This is a genomic window from Mesorhizobium sp. B2-4-15 (assembly GCF_006658505.1).
Taxonomy (GTDB): Bacteria; Pseudomonadota; Alphaproteobacteria; order Rhizobiales; family Rhizobiaceae; genus Mesorhizobium.
In genome coordinates, this window is the sequence record NZ_VFUZ01000035.1 from 24,925 (window position 1) to 51,130 (window position 26,206).

Consider the following 26,206-nt stretch of genomic DNA (forward strand, 5'->3'; position numbering starts at 1 on the left):
ACGGCCTGACATTTGAAGGAACGCCAAGCGTCCGATTTCGAGGCACCCGGGGCGTGATCGTTTTTACGCAGCACTTGCCCTTGTCCGGAAAACCGGTTTCGGGGTGATGCGCCAAGGATATGCAGGCGACATGAATTTGCAGAGCATGACCGGATTTGCCCGCGCCGTCGCCGAGCATGACGGCACCTCCATCGCCTGGGAGGTCAAGTCCGTCAACGGCAAGAGCGTCGAGGTACGGCTGCGACTGCCGCAAGGTTTCGAACGGCTGGAGCCGGCGGTCAGGCAAACGCTGCAGAAGCGTTTCGCCCGCGGCAATTTCCAGGCGACGCTGACCATCGGCCGCGCTGCCGGCGCGCAGGCACAACCCGTCGTCAACGAAGCGTTTCTGAAAGACCTTGCCGGTCTTGCCAAGCGACTGCAGGAGCAGTTTGGTGTTGCCCCCGCGACCGCTGACGGGTTGCTGTCGCTCCGTGGCGTGCTCGACATTCCCGAAACCGTCGAGACTGAAGAGGCGCGCACCGCCCTTGACACCGTCATCATGGCTGCGCTCGACGTGGCGCTGAAAGGCCTGGAACAGGCACGGCACGGTGAGGGCGCTGCACTGGCTCTGCTGCTGTCCGGCCATATCGACCTCATCGAGGTATTGACGCTGCGCGCGGAAGCGGACCCGTCGCGCGATCCGGCGGCGATCCGCGAACGCATCGGCGAACAGGTCAGGCTGTTGATGGACGCGTCCGCGAATCTGGACGCCAGCCGGCTGCACATGGAGGCGGCGTTCCTCGCCACCAAGGCCGATATTCGCGAAGAGATCGACCGGTTGAAAACGCATGTCGCGTCTGGCCGGGCGCTGCTCACGGGAGGCGGCGCGGTCGGTCGCAAGCTCGATTTTCTGGCACAGGAATTTAACCGCGAATCGAATACGCTGTGCTCGAAGTCGAACGCCGCCGCCGTCACCGCGATCGGGCTGGAACTGAAGGCCGTGGTCGACCAGTTTCGTGAACAGGTCCAGAATCTGGAGTAGCCGATGGTTGCCAAGGAACCGATGGTTCCCAGGGATTTGGGGTCCCGCATTCGCCGCCGGGGGCTGATGCTCGTCCTGTCGTCGCCGTCAGGTGCCGGCAAGTCGACAATCGCGCGCAATCTTCTGGAAAGCGATTCCAGCCTCGAACTGTCGGTCTCGGTCACCACCAGGCCGCGCCGCGGCAGCGAGATCGAGGGCGTTCATTACCATTTCCGGACGATGCGCGAGTTCGAGCGGCTGCGCGATTCCGACGCGCTGCTTGAATGGGCCGAAGTGCACGGCAATTGCTATGCGACGCCGCGCGAGCCCGCCGAACTGGCGCTGGCGCAGGGACGTGACATGCTGTTCGACATCGACTGGCAAGGCGCCCAGCAACTCAAGGAAAAGATGCGCGCCGATATCGTCTCGATCTTCATCCTGCCGCCATCGATGAAGGAGTTGAAGTCGCGGCTGAAACGCCGCGCCGAAGACCAGGAAGCAGTGATCGAGACACGTCTGAAGAACGCTCGTACCGAGATCGAGCACTGGAAGGAGTACGATTTCGTAATCGTCAATGACGATCTCGACCGCGCCTTCGCCGAAGTGCGCGGCATCGTTGTAGCCGAGCGGTTGCGGCGGGACCGCCGGCCCGGTCTGTTCGATTTCGTCTCCGGCCTGCTGGACGAGAAGACGGCGTGAACGCCTCTTCCTTCTCGCCGTGAACGGGCAGAAGCAAGCTACCCAGCATTGGTCAGGCGCACGAATTCCTCCACACTGAGTGTTTCGGCGCGTCGGGTCGGATCGATGCTGGCGCGTTCCAGCAAGGCCTCGCCGCCGAGGCTTTTCACGCTCTGCCGCAGCATCTTGCGGCGTTGGCCGAAGGCGGCTTCGGTGACGCGGCCGAGTTTTTTCACATCGGCGGGCAGCGGTGTCGCGCGTGGCTCCAGATGCACCACCGAAGAGGTGACCTTGGGCGGCGGCGTGAATGCCTGGGGCGGCACATCGAAAGCGATCCTGGCCTGCGTGCGCCAGCCCGCCAGCACGCCAAGCCTGCCATAGGCATCGCTGCCAGGCGCGGCGACGATGCGCTGGGCCACCTCGCGCTGGAACATCAGCGTCATCGAGGCGTAGAAGGGCGGCCAGTCCGGGACCGTCAACCATCGGATCAGCAGTTCCGTGCCAATATTATAAGGAAGGTTGGCCACGATCCGCACCGGGCCGCCGTTCCCGGCAGCCGCGGAAGCCAGCGCGGCGAAGTCAGTCTTCAAAGCGTCGCCGGAGATCACCTCCAGCCGGCCGGGATAATGCGCGGAGACTTCCGCAAGGGCGGCCAGGCAGCGTTCGTCGCGCTCGATGGCGACGACCCGGTGGGCGCCGTTGGAAAGCAGCGCTCTTGTCAGTCCTCCAGGTCCCGGGCCAACCTCGATCACCGTGGCATTTGTCAGATCGCCGGCGCTGCGCGCGATCTTGCCGGTCAAGTTGAGGTCGAGCAGGAAGTTCTGGCCGAGCGCCTTTTTCGCCTGCAGCCCGTGGCGCTCGATGACGTCGCGCAGCGGCGGCAGCCCGTCGATGCTCATGCCCGAAGATCCGAAGCTGGAGCGCTCATGCGGCCGCAGCCTCTTTGTCGGTGTCGGCGAGCCTTCTGGCAAGCTTCAGCGCCGCAATCAGGCTGTCGGGCCGTGCAATGCCCTTGCCGGCGATGTCGAAGGCGGTGCCGTGGTCGGGCGATGTGCGGATGAAGGGCAGGCCGAGCGTCACGTTGACCGCTTCGTCGAAGGCCAGTGCCTTGGCAGGGATCAATGCCTGGTCGTGATACATGCACAGCGCCACGTCGTAGCCTGCTCGCGCCCGGATATGGAACAGCGTGTCCGCCGGCAGGGGGCCGAAAGCATCGATGCCTTCGGCGCGCAGGATATCGACCGCCGGGCGCACGATACGCTCATCCTCCAACCCCATGGAGCCGCCTTCACCCGCATGCGGGTTGAGGCCGGCAATGGCGAGCCTCGGACTGGCGATGCCGAAGCGGCTGGCGAGGTCAGCGGCGGTGATGCGCGCGGTCGCGACGATCAACTCGCTGGTCAAAGCCTTCGGCACCTCGGCCAGAGCGATGTGTATGGTGACAGGAACCGTGCGCAGATCGGGGCCGGCCAGCATCATCACCGGCATCACCTCGACGCCGCTATGCCGGGCCGCCAGATAGGCCAGATATTCGGTGTGGCCGGGGAAGCGGAACCCTGCATCGTAGAGCGGCTTCTTGGCGATGGGGCAGGTGACCACAGCCGCGGCCTCGCCGCCAAGGCAGGCAGCGACAGCGCGGTCGATGGCCTCGATGGTGCCGGCTGCGTTGGCCGGATCCGGCAGGCCGGGGGTGTCGATAAAGTGGGCCGCCAGTGGAACGATCGGCAAGGCATGGGCGAAGACCTGCGCCGCTTGCGCGGGAGTTGTCTCGACGATCGGCACCGACACGCCGAGGTGACTTGCGCGCGAGGCGATCAGCGCCGGATCGGCCAGCAGATAAAAGGCCGGCAAGGCAACAGCCTCGCGCGCCAGGAAGGCCGCGACAGCGATTTCAGGGCCGATGCCGGACGGATCGCCGACGCTCAACGCCAGCGCGGTCATCGCGCTGCCCACGTCAGCGCTTGACGATGCGGGCTTTCGCCTTCAGCTCGTCAACATACTTCTTGCTGAGATCCTCGGCGGCCTTGTCGTTGGAGCCTTCGCTCTGGAACACCATCTGGGCAGCCTTGTCGTCGGACACTTCGCGCGAGGAGCAAATGCCAATGAACTCGACGCCGCGTTCGGTCTCTCGCGTGACGGTGGCGCCGCCGACCTTCGTCGCCTTGATCTGCTCGGCCCAGTCGGCCGGCAGTTGCGGTGCCAGCACCCGGCCCAGGTCGCGGACGGTGACGTCGATCAGGCCCTTGGCAAACTCGCGCGTCGTGTTGCAGCCATTGAAACGGGCACGCATGGCGTCGGCCTCGCGCTTGCGCTTGGCCAGCGTTGCGCTGCGTTCGGCGGCCGGCACGACGAAGATGACCTGCTGCAGCATGTACTCGGTAGCGCTTGGCTTGGCCCCACCCTTGTCGAGCATGCGCCTGACGGCATCTTGCTCGGTCACGCTGCCGCCTTCGCCGGAACGGTAACGCGCGCTCAAGGCCTGGCTCCAGGCCATCTGGGCGCGGATGAATTCCTTGAAATGGTCCTTGCCGACGCCGGACTTTTCCATGACGCCGTCAAGCTGGCTGATCTGCATCTTGTTGTTGGCGGCGAAGCGCTGATAGGCAGCCTGCACCTGGGCGTCGCCGATGCGGATACCAAGCCGCCTGGCCTCGGCCAAGCGCAGCGTCTGGTCGATCATTTCCTGCGCGGCGTCGCCCTTCTTGTGCTGCAGCTTCAGGAAGGCGGCACGATGCGCGATATCGCCGCTGGTGACGGGTATGTCGTTGACGACGTATTTGATCTCGCTGGCGAAAGCCGGCGGCGTCATGACGGTCATTGACACGGATGTCGCCGCCACAAGCAACGCGAACCCTGCTGAAAAGAGGTATTTCCTCATCATTGGCATCCCAATTCTATCCCGGTTCCGCCCAATTTCGTCCTCTTCCGGGTGCGCGAATCCGTGCCAGCCCTATGCGGCGAAACGATGTCGCCGACTACTGGATGGCGTCGACTGCGTTGGTTGACGAGCCGAAGTCGCCGAGGGTGCGGAACGACAGGTTGAAGCCGATGCTCTGCGTCACCTCTCTGGTGTGAAGGTCGCGCGACTGCGCGTACGTCATCAGGTAGGTGAAGCAGGAATCGTTGTAGGCGAAGCCGACCCCGTCCTTGACCAGCAGGCCTTCCTGCAGGTCGTAGGTTCCTGTCCCGAACACGCGCCAGCTCTGTGCAAGATGCGTGGACGCACCGAGCGTGACCTCGTGACGGTCGGTCGTGAAACCATAGAGCGGCTGAGCCTGGATGAACGCATATTTGGCGCTCAATGACACCGGCAGGCCCGAATAGGCAGCCTTGACCTCGGCGCGGCGAATTTCGAAGGACTGTTCGTCGAAGCGGCCGCTGACCGAGGCCGCGAACCCGTTCGGGCTGTTGATGCCAAAGAGGCCGACATAGTCGGACTTGGTATTCTGAAGGCCCGAATAGGCGCCGACATTGACCAGATCGGGAGCGGCGAAGGAGTTCTCGCCGCCAAGCTGATAGGATTGGCCGAAAATGGCATTGGTGCCCCAGCCATTGATATAGGAGCCGGAATAGCGCACGCCGACATTGGCGCGCGAACCGCCTTCCACACGGTCGTAACCAGAGAACTTGTCGCGTTCGAACAGGGTGGTTGCGTCGAACACCATGCTCTGGGCGTCTTCGTTCGGGACGGAGAGGCCGCCGACATATTGTTCGTTCGGCCGCATAAACACCTGCGCCATCGGCTCGAAGACATGGCTGGATCCGCTGGCCATGGAAAACAGCACCGGCCAACGCATCTCGAGGCCGGCGGTTGCCATGAAGCGGGCAAAGGACGAGCGCATGTCGTCCTGCTCACCCAAATTCGTCGCCATGTGGTTGATCGCGGCAAGCGAGCCCGATGAGGCGTTGAGATAGTCGACGTCGCCCTGCAGCGCCAGCAACGGCGTCAGCACCAGTCCCCCGTCAGTGACGAATGACCGCTTCCACTCGGTCTCGGCGGTCAGACGCCCGGACTCGCCTTCGATGCCGCGCACGCGTTGTGTACCCGAAGCGGGCACGTAAGGTTTAAAGTAGGCCTCATCGAGATCGTCGCGGCGGACGACCCGCGTGTTGACATTGAACGACAGCTGGCCGCCGGCGACCGCAACATCGGGGATGTAGGCATAGTCGAGCGACGGCAGCACCCAGGGCTGCTGGCCGCTGCGCGCAGCGGGATTGCTGTTTAGAGTATTTTCCTGGACGTCGAAATGCATGGCGCGCACGTCGAAATAGTTACGGCCATTGAGGCCCGTCAGGTAAACCGATGACTGGTGAACGGCGGCGTTGTATTTGTCGATATTGTAGGTGCTGGCGAAGTTCTTGTCTGTCTGCAGCAGCACATCCCAGCCGAAATTCCAGCGTTCGTTGATCGCGAACTGTCCCTGCGTGCCCATCATGCCGCGAAACTTGTTCGGATCGCCAGCTGCACCCGAACTGACATTGCGGCCGGCGCTGTCGATGAAGGCGTCGGGATTCCGCTGCTGAATGCCGGCGATCTTCAAACTGTATTCGCCATTGTTGAAGCGCTGGCGCCACTCGGCCTCTCCAAGGAAGCCCTGCTTGGTGTAGCCGCTTCCCGTCACCGTCAGGTCGTATGTCGGCGAAAGGGCGAAATAATAGGGGATCTTGACGCTATACCCCAGGTGGCTGTTGTAATTGACGCTTGGGATCAGGAACCCGCTCTTGCGCTTCACCGTCGGGTCGGCGATCTCGAACGCCGGCAGGTAGGCGAGCGGAAAGCCGAAGAATTCGAAATTCGCGTTCTCGAAACGAACCGTCTTCTTCTCGCCGTTCCAGATGATCTTCCTGGCCTTCACGCGCCAGGTCGGCGCCTTGTCGGGCTTGTCCTCGCAGGGCTCGCAGGCGGTGTAGACGCCATTGTGGAAGGTGGTCAGCACGCCACCCATGCGCTCGGCGCTCTCGGCGGCGAAATAGGCCTTGTCGACGGTTTCAACGCGAAGCGCGTTGACGAAACCATCGGCGAAATCATCGGTGATGTCGATATGCTGTGAATTGATCTTGGTGCCGTCGCTGTTGACGATTTCGACATTACCGCTGGCAACCATCCGCTTGGTGTTGCGGTTGTAGACGACCTTCTGGGCGACAAGGCGGTTGCCGCCATAGTCGATCTGCACGCCGCCGATAGCGGTCACGGTCTGGTTGTCGTTGTTGTACTCCAGCGTGTCGGCCGCCAGCAGCATCTGCGAGCCGGACGGAACCTTGGTCGCCATGTTGCCGACATCCTGCGCGAACGAAGGCAACGGCACGCCGCAGGCAAGCAGGCACGCCAAGGCGCTCGCCGCATAGAGGCGCGCCAAATTGGCCTGCCTGTTGCTGGGCAAAAACGCCTCCCTCACTAGCCGTCTTCCTTGTATAGCAGGAAAGTCACCCCGAAGAACATAGCTACTACAACCGGCACCCAGGCGGCTATCGCCGTCGGCACGAACCCCGCCACGCCGAATGCCTTCACCAGCACCGAAACGACATAAAGCAGAAACCCGGCAACGACGCCACCCAGAATCATCGTCGCCGATTGCCCCATCCTCGCAAATCGCATTGAAACTGTTGCCGCAATCAGCGTCATGGCGACGAGGAGGAACGGCAACGCCACCAGCGAATCAAACTGCATGGCAAAGGCATTTGCCTTGAGGCCGAAGGAACGGGCAACCTCGATTTTTCCAGGCAGGTCGTAGAAGGGAATGGTTTCCGGGCGCGCCAGTCGCTCCTGCACGAATTCCGGCTTGAGATTGGTCGGTACACGATCGCTCGCCGCAAGCTGGATCGTGCCGTTCCTGAAGGTCTTCACATCCTGCAAATCCCAATAGCCGTCGCGCAGGTAAGCACGCGCGGCGTCCTTGCGCTCGACGATGTTGCCTTGCGGGTCGAGGATGAAAAAGACGGCGTCGGCCATCTCCAAGCCTTGGTTGAGGATGGCCCGCGCACCGATAATGGTGTCACCGGAACTGGTTTTCTGGCGGATCCAGGGGGCGGCATCTGCGGAAACCGTGTTTGATTTGCCGGAGCGCAGCTGGGTCTCGATCTGCTCGGACCAGGAGAAGGCATGCGCGGCAAGCGGGTTGATGAGCCCGACCGACACGATGCCGAACAGCAGCGCTCCGATGCAGCACGGCAAAAGGAATTGCCAGGCGGAAACGCCGGCGGACCGCGCGATGACCAGCTCGTAGCGCCGGTTGAGCGAAACCAGCGTCGCCATGGCCGAGAACAGGCCGACAAACGGTACCGTCTGCAGCATGATCATCGGCATCCGAAGGCCCGAAATGGCCATCGCCGTCCCATAGGTGAAGCCGGGCAGGCCGGTGGTGCGGCCGGACAGCTCGGTGAAATCGATCAGGAACACCAGCGCCAGCAGGCCGATGAAGAACCAGATCGTGATCGCCACGTAGCGGAAGAAGAAATAACGGCCAAGCGTCCAGCCCATCAGCCGACCCCTTGACCTGAAGTGTCGCGCCTGGACAAACGCAGTTTGAGGGCGTTCCAGCCATCACCGATACGGCTGGCCAGGTTCGTCACCCAATCGGCCCAGGCCACCGGCAGTTCCATGGTCCGGTTGGATACTATGAACCAGATCGCCACGGCGGAAGCCACAATGGGCACGCCATAGACCATATAGGCGTATTGCGGAATTTCGTCTGCCTTGCTGGCGGCAAAAAAGCCAAGCCAGCGCACGAACAAGGATATCGCGATGGCCGTGATCAAGGGATTGACACGGGCCTCGCGATGCGAGCGCGCGTCCCCGGCGACCGCAAGCGCGATCAGGGCAAAGACCATGGAATAGGTCCATTCCGAAAACCGCTGGTCGATCTCGGCCCGGTATTCCTGCGGGTTTTGCTGAAAATTCTTGTCGTTGGGGCTTGGATTGAGCAGATATTGGGTGGTCTGGTCCTTCGGCAGGAGCGTCACCTGGCTGGCCGCCGACATGAACGCCGACATGTCGAAGGCATAGGACGTGAACCGGATGACCGACAGGTCGCCGGTCAGCGTTTTGCGGTGGATGACGCCGTCATTCATCATCAGCACCTTTTCGCCGCCGCGTTCGACGATGCTGCCGGTCTTGGCGTAGTAGACGAGATTGACGCCTTCCTCACGCGAATCGGCGACGAAGATTCCGCCCAGACGATTGTCGGGAAGCCGCTCGCCAATCTGCAGGAACAGCCCGTCCTCGATCTTTCGGAACGTGCCCTCCTGGATGATCAGTGACAACAGATCCGCGCGTGACTCCGCCACCAGGGCGCGATTTTTCTGCCGCGCATAGGGGTCTATGCCATTGTCGACCGCAAAGGAAAAAACGCTGGCCGCAAGGGCGAGAAGCATGATTGGCCGCACGATCGTCCAGCGTGAGGCACCCGAGGCGTTGACAACGGCGAGCTCGGAATCCGAATTCATGACGCTAAGTGTCTGGGCGACCGCCACCACCAGCGCGAAAGGCACGACGATCGGGATGATCGAGGGAAGGATGAGGGCCGCGACCTCGAAGAAGGTCAGCGACGACTGGCCGCTGTCGGTGACCAGATCGATCTTGGCCAGCACCTGCGTCGTCCACACAATGGCCAGCGTCCAGACCAGCGCCGCCAAGAAGACCACGAAAGCGCGGCGCATGATGTAGCGTTCAATGACCTTCATGAAGGCTTTACTCGATTTTCTCGAACGGCATCATGCCACCACATTAAGGGTAGCTGTCCGGCGACGCCCGCACAACTGGCTCCGTTGGGCTGCATCAGGCAGGCGATCCGGTTCCCGTCCCACGTCGCGTGCCGCAGTGGACCGGAGTGTCGGCGGGAATGGATAAGAAAGGGCGAACATCGATGGTTAACAACAAGTTGCGGCTAAAAGCGGGGCCGTGCCGCGACGAATCGCCATCGATTCCGTGTGTCATATGGGTAGCCATTTTGGCAAAGTCTTGCCAAATGCCGGAAAACGACCAAATGTCGCGGATCGCTTCAAACCGCTTCGCGCAATCTTACGCAATCCCCGAAAGCAGGACATGATGAACCCGAGACCGTCGATCGCCTTTGCAAAATTCGCCGCGCCTCAGGCGGCGGCGAACAGGAAGGGCACGGTCTTCGTGCTGTCGGCGGATGACGGTGGCCTGAGTGATGCAGCCAAGGCCTACGATCCCGGCAAGACGCTGGAACGCGCTTTCCCGGTCGCCGAGTTTAACGGGAAGTTCGCCGGCGTCGTCGAAATGCTGGCGCCGGAAGGAACATCGCTCGACAGGCTGGTCGCGATCGGCGCCGGCAAGACGTCGGGGCTTGACGAATATGCATGGTTGAAGCTCGGTGGCACCATTGCGGCGTCCCTGCGCAAGGCAACCGATGTGGCGGTGGTGCTGGACCTGATCGGGGCCTCGCCCAATGGCAAGGATGCCGCCGCCCTGGCGGCGGGTATTCTCCTGCGCAGCTATTCCTTCGACAAGTACAAGACCAGAAAGGACAAGGACGACGCAAAGTCCGATCCGAAGAAGCCGATCAAGGTCACCATCCACACCGCCGACCCGGCGGGCGCCAAGAAGGCGTTCATGGATGCCGAGGCCGTGATCGATGGCGTGCTTCTGGCGCGCGACCTTGTCAACGAACCGGCCAACGTGCTGGGGCCCGTCGAGTTCGCCGCCCGCGCCAAGGAACTCGAGGCGATCGGCGTCAAGGTCGAGATCCTGACCGAGAAGGAGATGAAGAAGCTCGGCATGGGCTCGCTGCTCGGTGTTGCGCAGGGCTCCCCCCGCGGCGCCCGAATGGCCGTCATGCAGTGGAACGGCGGCAAGCCCAAGGACAACCCCGTCGCCTTCGTCGGCAAGGGCGTCACCTTCGACACCGGCGGCAATTCGATGAAACCGGCGTCGGGCATGGAGGACATGAAGGGCGACATGGGTGGTGCCGCGGCCGTAACAGGGCTGATGCATGCCTTGGCCGCGCGCAAGGCAAAGGCCAATGTCGTCGGCATTATCGGGCTGGTGGAAAATGCCGTCGACGGCCATGCCCAGCGCCCCGGCGACATCGTCACCTCGATGTCTGGACAGACCATCGAGGTGCTCAATACCGACGCGGAGGGACGGCTGGTTCTGGCCGATGCGCTCTGGTACTGCAACGACCGCTTCCAGCCGAAGGTCATGGTCAATCTGGCGACGCTGACGGGTGCCATCATGGTCGCGCTCGGTCAGAATTATGCCGGCCTGTTCTCCAACAATGACCAACTGTCGGAGAGGCTGGTGGCAGCGGGACAGTCGACGCAAGAGCGCCTGTGGCGCATGCCGCTGGGCGCCGAATACGACAAGCTGATCGATTCCAAGAACGCCGACATGAAGAACATCGGCGGCCGCTATGGTGGTGCCATCATCGCCGCGCAGTTCCTGCAGCGCTTCGTCAAGGACACGGCCTGGGCGCATCTCGACATCGCCGGCACGGCGATGGGTTCGCCGTCGAACGAGATCAACCAGTCCTGGGGTTCAGGCTTCGGCGTGCGGCTGCTCGATCGGCTGGTGCGTGATCACTACGAGAGCTGACCTCGATCCATGGCCGAGGTGCTGTTCTATCATCTGACCGAATCGACGCTGGAGGATGCGCTGCCAGGTCTGCTGGAGCGCAGCGTCGATCGTGGCTGGCGCGCCGTGGTGCAGACCGGCACCGAGGAACGGCGCGACGCGCTAGACCAGTATCTGTGGACATTTCGCGACGATTCCTTCCTCGCCCATGCCACCGATCGCGAAGCCTATCCCGCCGAGCAGCCGATCCTGTTGACCACCGGCGAAGCCAATCCGAACGCGGCGCAGATACGCTTCCTGGTCGACGGTGCCACGCCGCCGGATCTCGACGGCTACGAGCGCGCCGTGTTCCTGTTCGACGGCCATGATGCCGCCCAGGTCGAGGCAGCGCGGGGGCACTGGAAAGTGATGAAGGGCGCCGGCCACGCCGTGACTTATTGGCAGCAGACGCCCGACCGCCGCTGGGAGCGCAAGGCGTAGGCCTTGGCGCGTCATCGGGTTCATGCAGAGGCAGCCGATGGCCCGCCTCTGCATGTCGCCGGTGGACTTACTGCCCAGCCATTTCCTTCTTGAATGTGTCGAAATCGATCTGCATGCCATTGAAGATGGTGCTCCAGTGGCGGGTCAGCGCCGCCATCGCCACGGCTTCCTGGATTTCCTCATCGGTGGCGCCGGCGCGCTTGGCATCCTGCGTGTCCGACCAGATGCAATAGTTACACGGAATCTGCGCCGCCACTGCCAGCGAAATCAGCGACTTGACCTTTGGCGGCAGTGCCGTCTTGTCGCTAAGTTCGATGGCCTTGACCTCGGCCCAGGCACCGGGCAGACCGGCTTTTGGAAACTGTTTCACAAAGCTTGGCACACCGCCCATGGTCGATTGGATGTCCTTGATGGTTGCATCATATTCATCGGCATGGGCCGGCGCTGCTCCGAGCGACAGAACGCAGGCTGCGGCGGTGAAAAGGAACGCACGGCGGATGGAAGATTGCACGGATTCGGCGATGCGACGGTTCGACATGGTTTTCTCCTCTGGCCTTTGCTAGCCTTACGATGTAAGGTGAGCGGAAGATGAACCTTACAGTGTAAGCTGTCAAGCGACGCCATGGACTCAGAGATCAAAAAAAAGCGAACCCGCGGTCGGCTGTCCCGCGAGATGATCGAGGACGCCGCCTTCGAGGTGATCGAGCGGGAGGGTTTCGCTGGCTTTTCGACGCGCAAACTGGCGGCGGCGCTCGGCTGTGAGGCGATGAGCATCTATCACCACTTTCCGTCCATGACGCATCTGTTCGAGGCGATGGTCGACAGGCTGGTCGGCCCGCTGGAGATGCCGGATCCCGGCTTGCCGTGGCGTCAACGGATGCGCATGGCCATATTGGATTATCGCCGGATCGGTCGCGAGCATCCGGCCTTCGCGACGTATTTCCTGACCTACCGCATGAATTCGCCCACTTGCCTTGCCTATCTTGACGGCGTCATCGGGCTGTTCAAGGACGGCGGCTTCGACCAGGAGGCGACTGCGAGGCTGTTCCGCGCGGTTGGCTATTATCTGACCGGCGCGGTGCTCGACGAAACAGCCGGGTACGCCAAGGGCCCATCGGCCGCCACCCCCGTCAGCAACGAGGAGCTTGGACGTAATTTTCCAAATGTCGCCGCCGCCGGCCGTTACTTTGGCAAGGCGGAGTTCGACAAGACGTTCGAGCTTGGGCTCGATATGCTGCTGGATGAAATGGAACGCCTGCGTGACGGCGCCAAGGCAAGCCGGTTATCCGGCGAGATCTGACCAGGTGACTGTCTCCATGCGCTTTCTGTTTGTCCTGATCTTGATGGCCGGTATCGGCATCGGCCTCATCTATCCCTGGGCGATGACCAATTTTTCCGGCCGCGAGATCGGCGCCTGGCGGGTCTCCTTACGTTTCGGTGGCGGCCGGCCGGAAAATCCGAACTCGCAACCGCCGCCGCCACGCTGGGGCAGGGGAACCGCATGAATTACCGCCACGCCTATCATGCCGGCAATTTCGCTGACGTCATCAAGCATGTCGTGCTGACGCGTCTGCTCGAATATCTAAAGCAGAAGGACAAGGCGTTTCGCGTCATCGACACCCATGCCGGCATCGGCCGCTACGACCTGTCGTCATCCGAAGCGCAAAAGACAGGCGAGTGGCAGGGCGGCATCGGCCGGCTGATCGACGCCTCGTTCGATGCCAAGGTGGCGGCGCTGTTGGCGCCTTATCTCGGCATGGTGCGGTCGCTCAATCCCGAGGGCGGTGTGAAGAAGTATCCGGGTTCGCCGCTGCTCGCACGCAATCTCCTGCGCAAGCAGGATCGATTGTCGGCGATCGAGCTGCACCCGAAAGACGCGGTGAAGCTGAAGGCGGAATTCGCCGACGATTTCCAGACCCGGGTGATGGAACTCGATGGCTGGCTGGCGCTGGGCGCGCATCTGCCGCCGAAGGAGAAACGCGGGCTGGTGCTCGTCGATCCGCCTTTCGAGGAAGAGGGCGAGTTCGGCCGCCTCGTCGACGGGCTGGTCAAGGCGCATAGGCGCTGGCCTGGCGGCATCTATGCGCTGTGGTATCCGATCAAGGACCGCAAGGCGATCATCGCCTTCAGGAAAGCGCTGAAGCAATCCGGCATTCCGAAAATCCTCGACGTAGAATTCGAGATCAGGCCAGCCTCGTCGCAACCCAGCCTCGACGGCAGCGGCATGGTGGTGGTCAATCCGCCCTTCACGCTGGAAGGCGAATTGCGAACCGTGCTGCCGGCACTGCACAGATTGCTCGCCGTCGAAAAGCCGGCGCACTGGTCGCTGGAATGGCTGATTGGCGAGCAGGCTTGATGAAACCGGGGCGGGCTTCGCAACGGTCGGCGCGTTGACCTATCGGTGCTTGTAACGGCCGTTTTGCGCTCTAGCTCTTTGGTGAATTTGCCGTTGTTGACGGAATTAGAGGCGCCGATTCTGGAAACCATTGTTTCGGCAACCGCTTGACCGCCGCCAAGCGAATCCGCACAGTGTAAGCAATTGACCTTGAGAGGCTGCCATGACTCGCTTCGCCAAATCCGTTGTTGCCGCTCTGCTTGCCCTTTGCACCCCGCTGTCGGCGCCTCTCGGCGTAACGCAGGCAGTTCACGCCGCCGATCTTATAGGCGTCTATTCCGAAGACGACGGCAGCGTCTGTGGTGAGTCATGGGTGCTGAGCAAGATCACTGACCGGTTCTCCTATCAGGTGCATCACGTGCCGCATCTGCCCGACGTCGCGATCACCGATTTTCACAACATTCACCAGCACCGATATCAGCTGGCGAGCGAGCAATGGCCGATCGGCCGTCACTATTGCCGGGCAACCGTCAGTCTGTCGGACGGCCGTGACCGGTCGATCTTCTATCTGATCGAAGAAGGCCAGGGCTTTGCCTCGATCGGCGACAACGTCGAATTCTGCGTCTCGGGCTTTGACCGCTGGATGGTCTACAACGGCCGCTGCCGCGTCCTGCGCTGAACGCGTCTCTTCCTCCGATGCTTTTCGCGCCTGCGACCTCAAGGTTGCAGGCGTTTTTCTGCGTTGATATAAGGTGCGATCGCAGGCGCCGGGTTAATCGCACGGCAGGTCATGATCGGCGCCCGCGTTGCATGGTCGCCGCACGCTGAGAGTGTCGCTCGATCGCAGTGCTACTTCCTGCGTTGCGTCGCCTGGGCCTGATCGATGATCTTGCGAAGAAAGGCTATGTGACTGCGAAAGGCCCGCCGCCCAACCGTCGTTGCCTTGACCCGGGTCTGCGGCCGCCGCCCGACGAAGAGCTTTTCAATCTCGACATAGCCTGCCTTCGCCAGCGTATCGAGGTGCGCGCCGAGATTTCCGTCGGTGGTTTCGATCATCGCCTTCAGCCGCGTGAATTCCAGCGCCTCGCGCCTTTCCAGCGTGTTCAGGACAGCCATGATCCTGAGCCGTGTACTCTGGTGGATGATGTCGTCGGCGCTCATCTGTGGGCTCCAATGAAGCAAGCCTTTGAGCTTCCCATATAGCTCCGCGATCTCGGGGACAGCGGTTGCGGGACCGACATCGAACACGCTTACTTCTGCAGAATACTCTACCATGCAGAGCTATCTGTCAATTTGTCGACTGGCGATGGAACGACACTTGACAAGGTGATCGCCAGATCGGTCGTCGCATTGCGTTCGTGAGCTGCATCGATCGTCCATCCACAAAAGAAGAAAGCTCCGAGGAGGCTGCAGCTCATGATATTCGTGGCGAAGATCAATGCGCGAAACTGCTTGCTAGTCTTCGGAGCTTCACGGCGGGCTCGGTCCCGCGGCGCTTTGAGAATGTCGGTGTCAAATTGCTGGCGATATCCGAAGATCACGCCGCAATTTTGCGATGATGAGTGCGATCGTGTGTCGATCGCAACCAAAATTTAAGCTGAGAGAATCATACCATTGCTTCGCTGGCTAGCGAGCCGCGAGTCAGATATGCATTGCGCGCCGGGGTCATTCACGGCCATCGGCATAACGTGAAGGGGCATGACATGGCTAAGCAGTCATCTAAAGCGCCGGCATCCAAGACACCGGCAAGGAAAGCACCCGCAAAAGCAGTCGCGGCGAAGGCCGCAACGGCAGTGAAGAAAGCAGCGCCTGCCGCCAAGCCGAAGGCAGCCGCGGCCAAGGCTCCGGCAAAGAAACCCGCAGCCGCGGCGAAGGCTGCTGTGAAGCCGGCGGCGAAGAAAGCAGCGCCTGCGAAGGCAGCGGCAAAGCCTGCAACGAAGGCGGCGGCAAAGCCGGCAGCGAAGGCCGCGGCAAAGCCGGCGGCGAAAGCAGCGCCAGCGAAGAAACCGGCAGTGGCGAAGGCGACGGCAAAGCCCGCAGCCAAGAAGGTGGCACCCGCCAAGGCGGCGGCAAAGCCGGCCGCGAAGGCTGCGGCAAAGCCGGCCGCGAAAGCAGCCGCCGCCGCGACCAAGCCGGCTGTGAAGAAAGCCGCCGCGCCGAAGGCCAAGGCAGCGCCTGCCAAGGCGAAAGCTCCGGCCAAGAAGTAGACCGAGCCGTTGGGGCGTCGCAAGTCTTTCGGACACGGCAAGGACGCTCTGACGCTCTGGATCGAAGCATATTCGGCAGTTGGTTCAGCCCTTGGGCTGAACGTCGGGAAGGGACCGAGGGGCAAGCAAAGCGAGGCGCCGTTTGGCTGCCTCGCTCGCCCGATTCAATTGTCTTGTCGCAGCGGTCGGCGGACGTCCCGGGGGCCAATGCCTGGATCCGTGAAGCGTGAAATGCGGTTTTGAAATCCCGTCAGCCTGCTCGTCATCGCTTGCTCGCGTTTCCAGCGTACCGGTCTGTAGGCTTGTCGTGATGTCGGGTCGGAAGCCGCAACCGGTTTCTGGCAGCTGTTTTTTACGCTCTGGCGGTTGATCACGAGTGCCCGTCCAGTCAACACTGGACGCCTGCAAACAGGAAACCGATCATGCCGAAGCTGCTCTACGCCTCCTCCTCTCCTTATAGCTCTAAGGTAAGGATGGCCGCGGCCTATGCCGGAATCGCCATTGAGCATGTGCCGGTCAAGACCGAGGACAGGCCAGCCGAATTGATCGGTGCCAATCCACTCGGCAAGATTCCGGTGCTGGTGCTCGACGACGGCCGTTCGATTCATGACAGTCGTGCCATCACCCAGCACCTCAACCGGATTTCGAGGAACGCGCTGTTTCCGCGCAATCCCGACAAGCGGCTGGAGGCGGAAGTGCTGGAGGCGCTGGCCGACGGCATCTGCGATTGCGCGCTGTCGATGGTCTATGAGCGCCGCACCCGGCCTGAAGAAATGGTCTATCAGCCCTGGCTCGACCGCCAATGGGCGAAGATCAGCACCGCACTCGATCTGCTCAACGCCAATCCGCCTAAACTGCCGAAGAAGATCACCGCCGGCCAGATCGCGTTGCGCGCCTGCCTTGGCTATCTCGCGCTGCGCTTCGCCGGCAAATGGGAAAAGGGCCGCAGCCGGCTGACGCGTTGGGCGGCGCGTTTCGACGAGAAGTTTCCGGAACTGAAGCCCCTCATTCCGGCGTGAGGCCGCCGCCATAAAAAAAGCCGGGCGCGAGGCCCGGCTTTTTCGTGTCGTGGCTTGAACGACTTAGAACTTCATACCGACGCCGAAGGTGACGCGGTTGTCGGTCGCCTTGACCTTGCCGATACCACCACCGAAGTCCTTGCTGCCGAAGTCCGTGTAGCGGTACTCGACACGGCCGAACACATTGTCGGTCAGCTTGATGTCGGTGCCGAGACCGGCGGTCCAGCCGATCATGGTGGCGGTGTCGCTGGTGGTGAGAACGGAGTCTTCCACCTTCAGGCTTCTGCCGGCGAGACCGCCGGTGCCGTAGAGCAGGATTTCCGGGGTCACCGCGTAGCCGAGACGGGCACGCAGCGAGCCTTCGAAGCCGCCCTTCGAGTGGATGCCGTTGTCGTCGCCCTTGACGCCGTTGTAACCGAGCTCGGCTTCACCGCCATAGACGAAGTTCTCCTGCTGCCACTGATAGCCGCCGAAGACGCTACCGACGAAACCCTTGGTATCGGTCGAAACGCCGAAATCCTTCTCCTTGGTACGGCCGCTGAAGCCATAGCCAACATTGATACCGGCATAGGGGCCGGCCCACGAAGCGACAGGAAGTTCGGCAACCGGAGCGGGTGCCGGCGGCTCTTCCCGGACGACGTCCGCGGCATAGGCGGTACCACCGAGGGCAAAGAGCCCGAGCGCAACAGCCAGCGGCCGTGCGAATTTAAGATTGGCTTGCATTCTTCTTTACTCCTTAAGCCACAGGACACAGGCTTGTTTCTCACGATCGCCATCGACCCGCCCGGGGGGTGAAACGGATCTGGCGTTCGTCGGTTCCAAATGTCGTGTCAAAATGCGGCTGAACCGAACCTGAACTTGGGTCATTACCCGGCACGAATGAGGCAGAAACTTGACGTTGCATCTTCGCAACAGCGAAATGTCAGCAATCGGAGGGTCTTACGCTGCACACGGCTTGGTACAAGGAGTCCAGCGTCCTATATTCGGCTCTGGCTGGCTTTCGTCGAGAAGCATTCGAGAGCCCATCCAGCCGTTTCGCCACAATGCTGCCCCAGGTGCGAACGCCATTTAACAGATGACAGGCCATATTTTGCCGGCACCGTCTTTTCGTGCCGAAACCGAGGATTGACACACGATGAGCAATGCCACCGCGGCACTGGTGACCGGCGGGGCGAAGCGGATCGGCAAGGCGATCGTTGAAGATCTCGCTGGCCATGGCTTTGCGGTCGCCATCCATTCCAATCGCTCGCATGATGAGGCGGATGCATTGGCGGCGCGGATTAACCAGGCAGGCGGCAGGGCCGTGGCGGTCGGCGCCGATCTGACCGACATGGCCGATGTGGCCGGCCTGATCGGCCAGGCTCAGTCAGCGCTCGGGCCGATCTCGCTTCTGGTCAACAATGCTTCCCTCTTCGTCGATGATTCGGTCGAGGATTTTGACTGGCAGTCCTGGGACCGCCATTTCGCCATCCATGTCAAAGCGCCGGCGCTGTTGGCGCAGAGCTTCGTCCGGTCCTTGCCGGAGGGACAGGAAGGGCTGATCGTCAACATCATCGACCAGCGCGTCTGGCGGCCGACACCGCGCTACTTCTCTTATGCGCTTTCGAAATCGGCGCTGTGGACGCAGACCGAGATGTTGGCCCAGGCGCTCGGTCCGCGAATCCGTGTTAATGCGATCGGTCCAGGCCCGACGCTCAAGAATCAGCGTCAGAATGATTCTGATTTTGACGCACAGGTCGCTGGCCTGATTCTGAAGCGCGGCCCGGAATTGCCGGAATTCGGCGCCACCATTCGCTATCTCTGGGAGGCGCGCTCAGTTACCGGCCAGATGATCGCGCTCGATGGCGGACAGCATCTTGCATGGCAGACGCCCGATGTGACAGGCATGACGGAATGAGTCCTCTGGATCATAAGAACAAGGCGCGCGGTGGCGCCGATGACCTTCCTCCCGAAATCGACATCGAGGACGAGGCGCTCGAGGAGATCGTCGAACCGGCCGGCCCGGATGTTGCCTTCACGGCCATCGACTGGACACCGCATGCCGGCGATACCGAGGGCCGGGTCGGCGCCGAGGTCATCCAGACCCTGGTCAAGCGGCTGCCCAATGCGCCCGGTGTCTATCGCATGATGAATGCCGCTGGCGACGTGCTCTATGTCGGCAAGGCGCGCAGCTTGAAGAAACGCGTCACCAACTACGCGCAAGGGCGCTTCCACACCGCCCGAATCGGCCGCATGGTACGCGAGACCGCGACGATGGAGTTCGTCGTCACCCGCACCGAGATCGAAGCGCTGCTGCTTGAAGCCAATCTTATCAAGCGATTGCGGCCGCGTTTCAATGTGCTGATGCGGGACGACAAGTCGTTCCCCTATATTCTTCTGACCGGTGATCATGTGTCGCCCGGAATCTACAAGCATCGCGGGGCGCGGTCGCGAAAAGGCGACTATTTCGGTCCGTTTGCTTCGGCCGGTGCCGTCGGCCGCACCATCAATTCGCTGCAGCGCGCCTTCCTGCTGCGCAGCTGCACCAACTCCTTCTACGAGAACCGCACGCGACCTTGCCTGCTCTACCAGATCAAGCGTTGCGCCGGCCCGTGCACGGGCGAAATCTCGCATGAGGGCTATGCCGAGTTGGTCGCCGAGGCAAAGGACTTTCTCTCGGGCCGCAGCCAGAAGGTGAAGACCGAGATTTCGACCGCGATGCAGCAGGCATCGCAAGACCTCGATTTCGAGCGCGCCGCCATCTATCGCGACCGGCTGGCCGCACTGTCACATGTGCAGAGCCATCAGGGCATCAACCCGGCGACCGTCGATGAGGCCGATGTCTTCGCCATTCATCAGGAAGGGGGGCAGACCTGCATCCAGGTGTTCTTCTTCCGCACCGGACAGAACTGGGGCAACCGCGCCTATTTCCCCAAGGCCGATCCCGCGCTGGAGGGATCAGAAGTGCTGGGCTCGTTCCTGGCGCAGTTTTATGATGACAAGCCGACGCCGCGCGCCATTCTGCTGTCGCACGGTGTCGAGGACCAGGAACTGCTGGCGGAGGCGCTCTCCACCCGCGCCGGCCGCAAGGTGGCCATCTCGGTGCCGCAGCGCGGCGAGAAAAAGGACCTGACCGACAACGCCTTGCAGAATGCGCGTGAGGCGCTTGGCCGCCGGCTGGCCGAAACCTCGACGCAAGGCCGGCTGCTTGCCGGTTTCGCCGAGACGTTCGGCCTGGCCAAGCCGCCCGTGCGCATCGAAGTCTATGACAATTCGCACATCATGGGCACCAACGCCGTTGGCGCCATGGTCGTCGCCGGGCCGGAAGGTTTTGTGAAAAACCAGTACCGGAAATTCAACATCCGCTCGACCGAGATCACGCCGGGCGACGATTTCGGCATGATGCGCGAGGTGATGGAGCGGCGCTTTTCGCGGCTGCTCAAGGAACATGGTGATGCCGTGGCCGACAATGCGGCTGCCGACGAAGCGGACGACGACGTCGAGGAGGATATCTCCGGCAGCTTCCCGGCCTGGCCCGACGTCATCCTGATCGACGGCGGCCAGGGCCAGATGACGGCGGTGCGCAAGATCCTCTCGGATCTAGGCATAGAAGACCGCGTCATGGCCATCGGCATCGCCAAGGGACAGGACCGCGACGCCGGCCGCGAGCGCTTCTTCGTCAAGGGCAGGGATTCGTTCTCGCTGCCGGTTCGCGACCCCGTGCTTTATTTCGTCCAGCGGCTGCGCGACGAGGTCCACCGCTTCGCCATCGGCTCGCACCGGGCCCGACGCAAAAAGGAAATGGTCAAGAGCCCGCTCGACGAGATCTCTGGCATCGGCCCCGGCCGCAAGCGCGCCCTTCTGCTGCATTTCGGCACCGCAAAGGCGGTCAGCCGCGCGGCAATCGAGGATCTGAGGAAGGTCGACGGCATTTCCGAGCAGGTGGCGAAACTGGTCTATAATCACTTCCATGAGAGCTGATGCATGTCACCCGAATGTGCATGGTTGTTTTGGCACAGCGACATGTATGAAGGGGAAGAACGCACGTCTTTCCGAAATGAAGTGTGGTTTTAGGACAGCGTGTGAGGTTTCCCGTTATTTTCGGCTGGCCAATCGATTTTGGCCTGTTGACCCCCCACATTCGCATCTGATTTGAGTACGCAGGCAGAAAGAGTCCTTGAAGACATGGCCCAGCGCGCGTTCAACCTGCCTAACATACTGACCTACGCCCGCATTATCGCGGTGCCGCTGGTCGTGCTGTGTTTTTTTCTCGAAGGCCATCTGAAATCCAGCGACTTCGCCCGCTGGTCGGCACTGATCATTTTCCTGCTGGCATCGGTCACAGATTATTTCGACGGCTATTTTGCGCGCGCCTGGCAGCAGACCTCCAACATCGGCAAGATGCTCGATCCAATCGCCGACAAACTGCTGGTCGCCACGTGCCTTTTGCTGCTGGCGGCGGATACCGATCGTCATGCCGGCATCGCCGGCTGGTCGCTGTGGGCGGCAATCATCATCCTGTGTCGCGAGATCCTGGTTTCCGGCCTGCGCGAATATCTGGCGGCGCTCAAGGTCTCGGTGCCGGTGACGCAGCTTGCCAAATGGAAGACCACCATCCAGATGGTCGCGATCGCCTTCCTGCTGGCCGGCCCGGCCGGCGACAAGATCTTCCCGCTGACCACGCAGACCGGCCTAGTGCTGCTGTGGATCGCGGCACTCGTTACGCTCTACACCGGCTACGACTATTTCCGCGCCGGCCTCAAGCACATCATGGACGAATGAGATGACGACCCGCCTCATCTATTTCGCCTGGGTTCGCGAGCGGATCGGCACATCGGAGGAAGATGTCGAATTGCCCGTCGGCATTGAGACGGTCGCCGACCTCTTGCGCTGGCTGCAATCGCGCGGCGAGGGCTATGAGCATGCGCTGCAATATCCCGACGTGATCCGTGTTGCCATCAACCAGGAACATGTCGACCACCACGAGAAGATATCCGGCGCGCGCGAGATCGCCCTGTTCCCGCCAATGACGGGAGGCTGACGCTCATGTCGGCCGTTCTGGCGCCGACCGTGCGCATCCAGCGCCAGGATTTCGACGTCGCCGCCGAGATCGCCGGGCTCACGCAAGGCCGCGCCGACATTGGTGCCGTGGTCACCTTTTCCGGCCTCTGCCGGGACGAGCAGGGCGCGCTCGCGGCGCTTGAACTGGAGCACTATCCCGGCATGGCGGAGGCCGAGATCGGCCGCATCGCCACCGAGGCGGTTCAGCGCTGGCCGCTGCAGGGCCTCACGGTCATCCACCGCCATGGCAAGATCGCGCCGGGTGAGAATATCGTGCTCGTGGTGGCCGCCTCGGCGCACCGCCAGGCCGCGTTCGAAGCGGCGAACTTCCTGATGGACTATCTGAAATCGCGTGCTCCCTTCTGGAAGAAGGAGCATCGTGTTGACGGTTCGGAGGGTGGCTGGGTCGAGGCCAAGGAAACCGACGTCAAGGCGGCACAGCGCTGGAAATCATCAGAATAAAATTCCGCCGCAGCCATGCATTGACCGCAATCCTTTGGCCAATTCAACGACCGTTGGTCGGCCCGGGCATCGGCAGCCCGGAGCATTGGCAGCCCGTAGCAAGGGAGATGGTCATGCTGGACAGGCTCGCGGAGTTCTTCGTCTTCGGCTTTGTGCCGCTGGTCGTCGGCATCCTGGCGGTGCCTGAACTCTCCTTGGCCGCCGAAAAGGCGGTGAGGGGCGAGGTGGTCTATCGCGAGCGCATCGCCTTGCCGCCCAGTGCCGTGCTCTCCGTCCAGCTTGCCGATGTCTCGCTGGCCGACGCGCCGGCCAGGATCATCGGCGAACAGAAGATCAAGCCTGCCGGTCAGGTGCCGATCAGCTTCGAGATCAAATTCGACCCTTCCGTCATCCGGTCACAGATGACGTACGCCCTGCAGGCCCGCATCACCGTCGACGGCAGGCTGATGTTCATTTCCGATGTGCGCCACCAGCTCGATCCGCTGACCGACGCGCCCCAGACCATCATGCTCAAGATGGTCGCGCCGAGTGGCGAGCCGGCGGCTTCCGTCTTTGATCAGCTCTGGGTGGTGGACTATGTCGACGGCGTCGGCGCCATCACCGCGCCGCAGGTGACGTTCAAGGTCAGCGAGGCCGGCAAGGCCGGCGGCAGCGGCCCGTGCAACAACTATTTCGCCACGGCGAAGGTCGATGGCCAGGCAATCGCGATCAGCGGCATCGGGTCGACCTACAAGGCCTGCGCGCCCGAGGTGATGGCCGAGGAAAAGGCGTTGTTCGATGCCTTGGCCAAGGCGGCGTCATACAGGGTCGATGCCGGAAAACTCGCCATTGCCGACAAGGACGGTCGCGAAATTCTGCGCTTCAGCGCTGCAAGCTGAATTCTCACCTTGCCCCAGTACGAACTCATATAAGGCGCGCCGGGGAGCTTGGGACGACATCCTTATACGATAAAAGGCCGGCATTTGGCCGGCCTTTTATCATGATTTGCGATATGGGCTGTCGGCTCAGCCGACGATTTCGGTGTCCGAGAACCAGTACTTGATCTCCTGCGCGGCGGTTTCCGGCGCGTCGGAGCCGTGCACCGAATTCTCGCCGATCGACAGCGCATGCACCTTGCGGATGGTGCCTTCGGCGGCGTTGGCCGGATTGGTGGCACCCATCACTTCGCGGTTCTTGGCAATGGCATTCTCGCCCTCCAGAACCTGGACGATCGTCGGCGCCGACGACATGAACTCGACCAGTTCGCCGAAGAACGGACGGTCCTTGTGGACGGCATAAAAACCTTCCGCCTCACGGCGGCTCATCCACACCCGGCGCGACGCGATGACGCGCAGGCCGGCGTCCTCGAGCATCTTGGTGATGGCGCCGGTGAGGTTGCGCCGCGTTGCGTCCGGCTTGATCATCGAGAAGGTGCGTTCGAGCGCCATGGGTCGTCCTTGTCTGGAGAATGGAATGGAGAGTGGCGGGCTCTATACAAGCCGCCCGGCCCATTGCCAAGGGGTGAGGCCAAAGGGAAGAGGCATGGTCCGCGAAACGGACGGAAAGCCGATTGCCTGGCTTTCCGAATAACGAATGGTGTTTGAAAGGTCCGGTGGACCTTTCAAAGGACTTGAACGCCCGAGGGGCAGGGAGCGACAGCGAAGGGCAGCCATGCGGCGGGTTGAATGTCGGATCGATGCCGACGAACTGCGCGGCAAGTTGAGACCAAATGGCTGTAATATCAGGCTTTGCTTGCTATAGTCGCGTCTCGGCGCCGCGCTGAAGTCGGCCCGAATGGAGACACTATGACCATGGCAGACGATCGTCAGGAGCGCATTCGCAACCGAGCCCATGAGATCTGGCAGGAAGAGGGGCAACCGGCCGGCCAGCACGAACGCCACTGGCATCAGGCGACAGCCGACATCGACCGGGAGGATGCTACGGGAACGTCGTCGGCAGCCAAGAAGGCAACTGGCGCTGTCAAGGCAAAAGCCGCGTCCAAGGAGGCGAAGGCCCCCAAGAAGACCAGCAAGCCAAAAAAGGCAGCCAAGTAGGCCTGGCTGTCTCCGCTGCCGGCTCTTTGACGGCGGAGTGACCGCGCTTGCCTTGCGGCAGGTCGGGCGTCAGGCCGCTGCGGCGACCTTTCGCCCGAGCCCGCCATGCAGGTCGAGGCAGCGGTCGAACCATTGTGCCACCACGTCGCCGTCGTCGAGCAGCTGATAGGGCGTCGCGATACGCGCCCATTGCAGCGCGCCGAAGACGATATAATCGGCAAACAGCGGCGAGGCACCGCCGATGAATGGCTGGTGGCTCAGCACCGAGCGCAACGGCTCCAGCGAAGCCCTGAAAGTGCCGAGCCCGGCTTCGCGCGCAGCCTTCACCTCTTCCAGTTTCTTGCCCAGGCGCTGTTCCCGGCTTTGCCGGAAATACGCGCCATTCGTCTCGTCCTGCATGGCATGCAGATCCACGATCGCCGCGGTGGTCACATAGGGGTGGATGGTCGATTGCGACCAGCGTTCGATGAACCGCGCCATCGCCTTGCCGCCATCGCCGCCAAAAAGCGTGGGACGATCCGGATAAGCCTCCTCGAGATAGAGCGCGATAGCGAAGGAATCGATGACGACCTTGTTGCCGTCGCGGATCACCGGAAGGGTTTTCGAAACGCCGCCTTCGATGGTGGGCACCTCGAGAAAACGCGTCGGCGCGGTCGCGATATCGAGCCCCTTATGGGCCAGCGCCATCGTAGCCTTCCAGCAATGCGGACTGAACGGACGGTTCTCGTCGCGCCCGACGAGATCATAAAGCAGAATGGTCATTGGCGTCGGCCCCTTTGCGGTCTAGGTATCGCCCCGATGCCCGAAACGCGGCGGCGGGAGAAGAGATGAAACAGCACTTCATGATGTTTGCGGCGTACAATCAATGGGCCAATGGCCGCATCTATGATGCCGCCGCCGATCTCGATGAAGAAGAATTCAATCGCCATGTCGGCGCCTTCTTCGGCTCGCTGATGGGCACGCTCAACCATCTGCTCGCCGCCGATCGGATCTGGATGAAGCGCTTCACCGGCGAAGGCGATGCGCCGACGGCGCTGGATGCAATACTGCACCGGGCCTTGCCCAAGCTGCGGTCGGCGCGCGAGGCAGAGGACCGGCGGATCATCGACTGGCTCGGCGGCTTGGGCGACAAGGCGCTCTCGGGCCGCTTCACCTATATGACCGTATCGGACATGCGCACCGTCTCGCAACGCCTGGCGCCAGCGTTGGCTCATGTCTTCAACCACCAGACCCATCATCGCGGCCAGGCGCATATGATCCTGACGGTTCTCGGCCGCCCTTCCGTGCCGCTCGACCTGGCGTATTTCCAGCGGACTGAAGAGGGAAGGGCCTTCGCCTGATCTAAGGCTTGTTGAGATTCGGGATTCCACTTTGGGCTTGATCGTGATTCAAGCTTCGGATGGAACGATTCGTGCTG

29 protein-coding genes are annotated in these 26,206 nt (G+C 62.1%); 18 read left to right on the forward strand and 11 right to left on the reverse strand.

Going from position 1 to position 26,206, the window contains the following annotated elements:
* The first annotated feature begins 130 nt into the window (after positions 1-130).
* Positions 131-1,021: a YicC/YloC family endoribonuclease gene (locus tag FJ930_RS27370; RefSeq protein ID WP_141840865.1), complete on the forward strand. Its 891-nt coding sequence runs from the start codon at positions 131-133 to the stop codon at positions 1,019-1,021.
* A 21-nt stretch (positions 1,022-1,042) separates the two neighbouring features.
* Positions 1,043-1,699: a guanylate kinase gene (gene gmk, locus FJ930_RS27375; protein WP_140696411.1), complete on the forward strand. Its 657-nt coding sequence runs from the start codon at positions 1,043-1,045 to the stop codon at positions 1,697-1,699.
* A gap of 38 nt (positions 1,700-1,737) precedes the next feature.
* Here the strand turns inward: gmk and rsmA are convergent, their stop codons facing one another.
* The 6 genes from rsmA to lptF form a co-directional block, all read right to left on the reverse strand.
* Positions 1,738-2,577, reverse strand: a complete 840-nt coding sequence (rsmA, locus tag FJ930_RS27380; protein WP_141840866.1) for a 16S rRNA (adenine(1518)-N(6)/adenine(1519)-N(6))-dimethyltransferase RsmA — start codon at positions 2,575-2,577, stop codon at positions 1,738-1,740.
* Between the two features lie 25 nt (positions 2,578-2,602).
* Entirely contained in the window at positions 2,603-3,619 is a 1,017-nt protein-coding gene (gene pdxA, locus FJ930_RS27385) for a 4-hydroxythreonine-4-phosphate dehydrogenase PdxA (RefSeq protein ID WP_181763479.1), read from the reverse strand.
* A gap of 13 nt (positions 3,620-3,632) precedes the next feature.
* The gene (locus FJ930_RS27390) at positions 3,633-4,565 is read right to left on the reverse strand and encodes a peptidylprolyl isomerase (protein ID WP_181763480.1); all 933 of its coding nucleotides are present in this window, start codon (positions 4,563-4,565) and stop codon (positions 3,633-3,635) included.
* Between the two features lie 88 nt (positions 4,566-4,653).
* Positions 4,654-7,074 (reverse strand): LPS-assembly protein LptD, encoded by a 2,421-nt coding sequence (locus tag FJ930_RS27395; protein ID WP_181763481.1) that lies wholly within the window; start codon positions 7,072-7,074, stop codon positions 4,654-4,656.
* Complete coding sequence (lptG, locus tag FJ930_RS27400; RefSeq protein WP_181763483.1) at positions 7,074-8,159, reverse strand: LPS export ABC transporter permease LptG; 1,086 nt, start codon at positions 8,157-8,159, stop codon at positions 7,074-7,076. The genes FJ930_RS27395 and lptG overlap by 1 nt, the downstream gene beginning before the upstream one ends.
* On the reverse strand, positions 8,156-9,358 hold the full coding sequence (gene lptF / locus FJ930_RS27405) for an LPS export ABC transporter permease LptF (protein WP_141840870.1): 1,203 nt from the start codon (positions 9,356-9,358) through the stop codon (positions 8,156-8,158). The genes lptG and lptF overlap by 4 nt, the downstream gene beginning before the upstream one ends.
* Before the next feature lie 364 nt (positions 9,359-9,722).
* On the opposite strand from lptF, the gene FJ930_RS27410 reads away from it, so the two are divergent.
* Both FJ930_RS27410 and FJ930_RS27415 read left to right on the forward strand, forming a co-directional pair.
* The gene (locus FJ930_RS27410) at positions 9,723-11,234 is read left to right on the forward strand and encodes a leucyl aminopeptidase (protein ID WP_141840885.1); all 1,512 of its coding nucleotides are present in this window, start codon (positions 9,723-9,725) and stop codon (positions 11,232-11,234) included.
* A 9-nt stretch (positions 11,235-11,243) separates the two neighbouring features.
* The gene (locus FJ930_RS27415) at positions 11,244-11,693 is read left to right on the forward strand and encodes a DNA polymerase III subunit chi (protein ID WP_141840871.1); all 450 of its coding nucleotides are present in this window, start codon (positions 11,244-11,246) and stop codon (positions 11,691-11,693) included.
* A gap of 67 nt (positions 11,694-11,760) precedes the next feature.
* Here FJ930_RS27415 and FJ930_RS27420 read toward each other — a convergent pair whose 3' ends face one another.
* Positions 11,761-12,231, reverse strand: a complete 471-nt coding sequence (locus tag FJ930_RS27420; protein ID WP_140737994.1) for a carboxymuconolactone decarboxylase family protein — start codon at positions 12,229-12,231, stop codon at positions 11,761-11,763.
* Positions 12,232-12,366: 135 nt separating this feature from the next.
* Here FJ930_RS27420 and FJ930_RS27425 point away from each other — a divergent pair, with 135 nt between their 5' ends.
* The 4 genes from FJ930_RS27425 (at position 12,367) to FJ930_RS27440 (ending at position 14,707) form a co-directional block, all read left to right on the forward strand.
* Positions 12,367-12,993, forward strand: a complete 627-nt coding sequence (locus tag FJ930_RS27425) for a TetR/AcrR family transcriptional regulator (protein ID WP_246677050.1) — start codon at positions 12,367-12,369, stop codon at positions 12,991-12,993.
* Positions 12,994-13,009: 16 nt separating this feature from the next.
* Positions 13,010-13,198, forward strand: a complete 189-nt coding sequence (locus FJ930_RS27430) for a hypothetical protein (RefSeq protein ID WP_141840873.1) — start codon at positions 13,010-13,012, stop codon at positions 13,196-13,198.
* Positions 13,195-14,049 (forward strand): 23S rRNA (adenine(2030)-N(6))-methyltransferase RlmJ, encoded by an 855-nt coding sequence (locus tag FJ930_RS27435; RefSeq protein ID WP_140738003.1) that lies wholly within the window; start codon positions 13,195-13,197, stop codon positions 14,047-14,049. Before FJ930_RS27430 ends, FJ930_RS27435 begins: the two co-directional genes overlap by 4 nt.
* A 202-nt stretch (positions 14,050-14,251) precedes the next feature.
* The gene (locus FJ930_RS27440) at positions 14,252-14,707 is read left to right on the forward strand and encodes a hypothetical protein (protein ID WP_140738006.1); all 456 of its coding nucleotides are present in this window, start codon (positions 14,252-14,254) and stop codon (positions 14,705-14,707) included.
* A 170-nt stretch (positions 14,708-14,877) separates the two neighbouring features.
* On the opposite strand, the gene FJ930_RS27445 is transcribed toward FJ930_RS27440, so the two are convergent.
* Positions 14,878-15,189 carry a transcriptional regulator gene (locus tag FJ930_RS27445; protein ID WP_141840874.1) on the reverse strand — a complete coding sequence of 104 codons (312 nt, stop codon included), beginning with the start codon at positions 15,187-15,189 and terminating at the stop codon, positions 14,878-14,880.
* A 632-nt stretch (positions 15,190-15,821) separates the two neighbouring features.
* Between FJ930_RS27445 and FJ930_RS27450 the strand changes: the two genes are divergently transcribed.
* Both FJ930_RS27450 and FJ930_RS27455 read left to right on the forward strand, forming a co-directional pair.
* Positions 15,822-16,235: a hypothetical protein gene (locus FJ930_RS27450; protein ID WP_181763482.1), complete on the forward strand. Its 414-nt coding sequence runs from the start codon at positions 15,822-15,824 to the stop codon at positions 16,233-16,235.
* Positions 16,236-16,657: 422 nt separating this feature from the next.
* A complete protein-coding gene (locus FJ930_RS27455; RefSeq protein ID WP_141840875.1) occupies positions 16,658-17,254 on the forward strand; it encodes a glutathione S-transferase family protein in 597 nt (198 codons plus the stop codon).
* A gap of 63 nt (positions 17,255-17,317) precedes the next feature.
* Here FJ930_RS27455 and FJ930_RS27460 read toward each other — a convergent pair whose 3' ends face one another.
* Positions 17,318-17,977, reverse strand: a complete 660-nt coding sequence (locus tag FJ930_RS27460; protein WP_140738021.1) for an outer membrane protein — start codon at positions 17,975-17,977, stop codon at positions 17,318-17,320.
* A 412-nt stretch (positions 17,978-18,389) separates the two neighbouring features.
* Between FJ930_RS27460 and FJ930_RS27465 the strand changes: the two genes are divergently transcribed.
* The 6 genes from FJ930_RS27465 (at position 18,390) to FJ930_RS27490 (ending at position 23,634) form a co-directional block, all read left to right on the forward strand.
* Positions 18,390-19,151: an SDR family oxidoreductase gene (locus FJ930_RS27465; protein ID WP_141840876.1), complete on the forward strand. Its 762-nt coding sequence runs from the start codon at positions 18,390-18,392 to the stop codon at positions 19,149-19,151.
* Positions 19,148-21,214, forward strand: a complete 2,067-nt coding sequence (uvrC, locus tag FJ930_RS27470) for an excinuclease ABC subunit UvrC (RefSeq protein ID WP_141840877.1) — start codon at positions 19,148-19,150, stop codon at positions 21,212-21,214. The genes FJ930_RS27465 and uvrC overlap by 4 nt, the downstream gene beginning before the upstream one ends.
* Positions 21,215-21,418: 204 nt before the next feature.
* Complete coding sequence (gene pgsA, locus FJ930_RS27475) at positions 21,419-22,015, forward strand: CDP-diacylglycerol--glycerol-3-phosphate 3-phosphatidyltransferase (RefSeq protein ID WP_027026303.1); 597 nt, start codon at positions 21,419-21,421, stop codon at positions 22,013-22,015.
* 1 nt (position 22,016) lies between these two features.
* Positions 22,017-22,274, forward strand: coding sequence for a molybdopterin converting factor subunit 1 (moaD, locus tag FJ930_RS27480; protein ID WP_140610815.1), 258 nt, complete (start codon positions 22,017-22,019; stop codon positions 22,272-22,274).
* A gap of 5 nt (positions 22,275-22,279) precedes the next feature.
* Positions 22,280-22,756, forward strand: coding sequence for a molybdenum cofactor biosynthesis protein MoaE (locus tag FJ930_RS27485; RefSeq protein ID WP_141840878.1), 477 nt, complete (start codon positions 22,280-22,282; stop codon positions 22,754-22,756).
* A 113-nt stretch (positions 22,757-22,869) separates the two neighbouring features.
* Positions 22,870-23,634, forward strand: a complete 765-nt coding sequence (locus FJ930_RS27490; protein ID WP_141840879.1) for a YbaY family lipoprotein — start codon at positions 22,870-22,872, stop codon at positions 23,632-23,634.
* Between the two features lie 126 nt (positions 23,635-23,760).
* Here the strand turns inward: FJ930_RS27490 and ndk are convergent, their stop codons facing one another.
* Complete coding sequence (gene ndk, locus FJ930_RS27495; RefSeq protein ID WP_008875017.1) at positions 23,761-24,183, reverse strand: nucleoside-diphosphate kinase; 423 nt, start codon at positions 24,181-24,183, stop codon at positions 23,761-23,763.
* 357 nt (positions 24,184-24,540) lie between these two features.
* Here ndk and FJ930_RS27500 point away from each other — a divergent pair, with 357 nt between their 5' ends.
* Positions 24,541-24,789, forward strand: coding sequence for a DUF2934 domain-containing protein (locus tag FJ930_RS27500; protein WP_141840880.1), 249 nt, complete (start codon positions 24,541-24,543; stop codon positions 24,787-24,789).
* A gap of 69 nt (positions 24,790-24,858) precedes the next feature.
* On the opposite strand, the gene FJ930_RS27505 is transcribed toward FJ930_RS27500, so the two are convergent.
* Positions 24,859-25,551, reverse strand: a complete 693-nt coding sequence (locus FJ930_RS27505; RefSeq protein ID WP_141840881.1) for a glutathione S-transferase family protein — start codon at positions 25,549-25,551, stop codon at positions 24,859-24,861.
* Positions 25,552-25,616: 65 nt separating this feature from the next.
* On the opposite strand from FJ930_RS27505, the gene FJ930_RS27510 reads away from it, so the two are divergent.
* On the forward strand, positions 25,617-26,129 hold the full coding sequence (locus tag FJ930_RS27510) for a DinB family protein (RefSeq protein WP_141840882.1): 513 nt from the start codon (positions 25,617-25,619) through the stop codon (positions 26,127-26,129).
* The last annotated feature ends 77 nt before the right edge of the window (positions 26,130-26,206 follow it).

What these genes read in the sequence shown, in the direction of transcription:
- FJ930_RS27370 (WP_141840865.1), top strand. Translation starts at nt 131, where the DNA reads ATGAATTTGCAGAGCATGACCGGATTTGCCCGCGCCGTCGCCGAGCAT.
- FJ930_RS27390 (WP_181763480.1), bottom strand. Translation starts at nt 4,565, where the DNA reads ATGCCAATGATGAGGAAATACCTCTTTTCAGCAGGGTTCGCGTTGCTT.
- FJ930_RS27415 (WP_141840871.1), top strand. Translation starts at nt 11,244, where the DNA reads ATGGCCGAGGTGCTGTTCTATCATCTGACCGAATCGACGCTGGAGGAT.
- FJ930_RS27445 (WP_141840874.1), bottom strand. Translation starts at nt 15,189, where the DNA reads ATGAGCGCCGACGACATCATCCACCAGAGTACACGGCTCAGGATCATG.
- FJ930_RS27500 (WP_141840880.1), top strand. Translation starts at nt 24,541, where the DNA reads ATGACCATGGCAGACGATCGTCAGGAGCGCATTCGCAACCGAGCCCAT.
- pgsA (WP_027026303.1), top strand. Translation starts at nt 21,419, where the DNA reads ATGGCCCAGCGCGCGTTCAACCTGCCTAACATACTGACCTACGCCCGC.
- ndk (WP_008875017.1), bottom strand. Translation starts at nt 24,183, where the DNA reads ATGGCGCTCGAACGCACCTTCTCGATGATCAAGCCGGACGCAACGCGG.
- gmk (WP_140696411.1), top strand. Translation starts at nt 1,043, where the DNA reads ATGGTTCCCAGGGATTTGGGGTCCCGCATTCGCCGCCGGGGGCTGATG.
- rsmA (WP_141840866.1), bottom strand. Translation starts at nt 2,577, where the DNA reads ATGAGCATCGACGGGCTGCCGCCGCTGCGCGACGTCATCGAGCGCCAC.
- FJ930_RS27420 (WP_140737994.1), bottom strand. Translation starts at nt 12,231, where the DNA reads ATGTCGAACCGTCGCATCGCCGAATCCGTGCAATCTTCCATCCGCCGT.
- lptF (WP_141840870.1), bottom strand. Translation starts at nt 9,358, where the DNA reads ATGAAGGTCATTGAACGCTACATCATGCGCCGCGCTTTCGTGGTCTTC.
- FJ930_RS27465 (WP_141840876.1), top strand. Translation starts at nt 18,390, where the DNA reads ATGAGCAATGCCACCGCGGCACTGGTGACCGGCGGGGCGAAGCGGATC.
- uvrC (WP_141840877.1), top strand. Translation starts at nt 19,148, where the DNA reads ATGAGTCCTCTGGATCATAAGAACAAGGCGCGCGGTGGCGCCGATGAC.
- FJ930_RS27510 (WP_141840882.1), top strand. Translation starts at nt 25,617, where the DNA reads ATGAAACAGCACTTCATGATGTTTGCGGCGTACAATCAATGGGCCAAT.
- FJ930_RS27425 (WP_246677050.1), top strand. Translation starts at nt 12,367, where the DNA reads ATGATCGAGGACGCCGCCTTCGAGGTGATCGAGCGGGAGGGTTTCGCT.
- FJ930_RS27460 (WP_140738021.1), bottom strand. Translation starts at nt 17,977, where the DNA reads ATGCAAGCCAATCTTAAATTCGCACGGCCGCTGGCTGTTGCGCTCGGG.
- FJ930_RS27505 (WP_141840881.1), bottom strand. Translation starts at nt 25,551, where the DNA reads ATGACCATTCTGCTTTATGATCTCGTCGGGCGCGACGAGAACCGTCCG.
- FJ930_RS27435 (WP_140738003.1), top strand. Translation starts at nt 13,195, where the DNA reads ATGAATTACCGCCACGCCTATCATGCCGGCAATTTCGCTGACGTCATC.
- FJ930_RS27490 (WP_141840879.1), top strand. Translation starts at nt 22,870, where the DNA reads ATGCTGGACAGGCTCGCGGAGTTCTTCGTCTTCGGCTTTGTGCCGCTG.
- moaD (WP_140610815.1), top strand. Translation starts at nt 22,017, where the DNA reads ATGACGACCCGCCTCATCTATTTCGCCTGGGTTCGCGAGCGGATCGGC.
- FJ930_RS27485 (WP_141840878.1), top strand. Translation starts at nt 22,280, where the DNA reads ATGTCGGCCGTTCTGGCGCCGACCGTGCGCATCCAGCGCCAGGATTTC.
- FJ930_RS27455 (WP_141840875.1), top strand. Translation starts at nt 16,658, where the DNA reads ATGCCGAAGCTGCTCTACGCCTCCTCCTCTCCTTATAGCTCTAAGGTA.
- FJ930_RS27410 (WP_141840885.1), top strand. Translation starts at nt 9,723, where the DNA reads ATGAACCCGAGACCGTCGATCGCCTTTGCAAAATTCGCCGCGCCTCAG.
- FJ930_RS27430 (WP_141840873.1), top strand. Translation starts at nt 13,010, where the DNA reads ATGCGCTTTCTGTTTGTCCTGATCTTGATGGCCGGTATCGGCATCGGC.
- FJ930_RS27440 (WP_140738006.1), top strand. Translation starts at nt 14,252, where the DNA reads ATGACTCGCTTCGCCAAATCCGTTGTTGCCGCTCTGCTTGCCCTTTGC.
- pdxA (WP_181763479.1), bottom strand. Translation starts at nt 3,619, where the DNA reads ATGACCGCGCTGGCGTTGAGCGTCGGCGATCCGTCCGGCATCGGCCCT.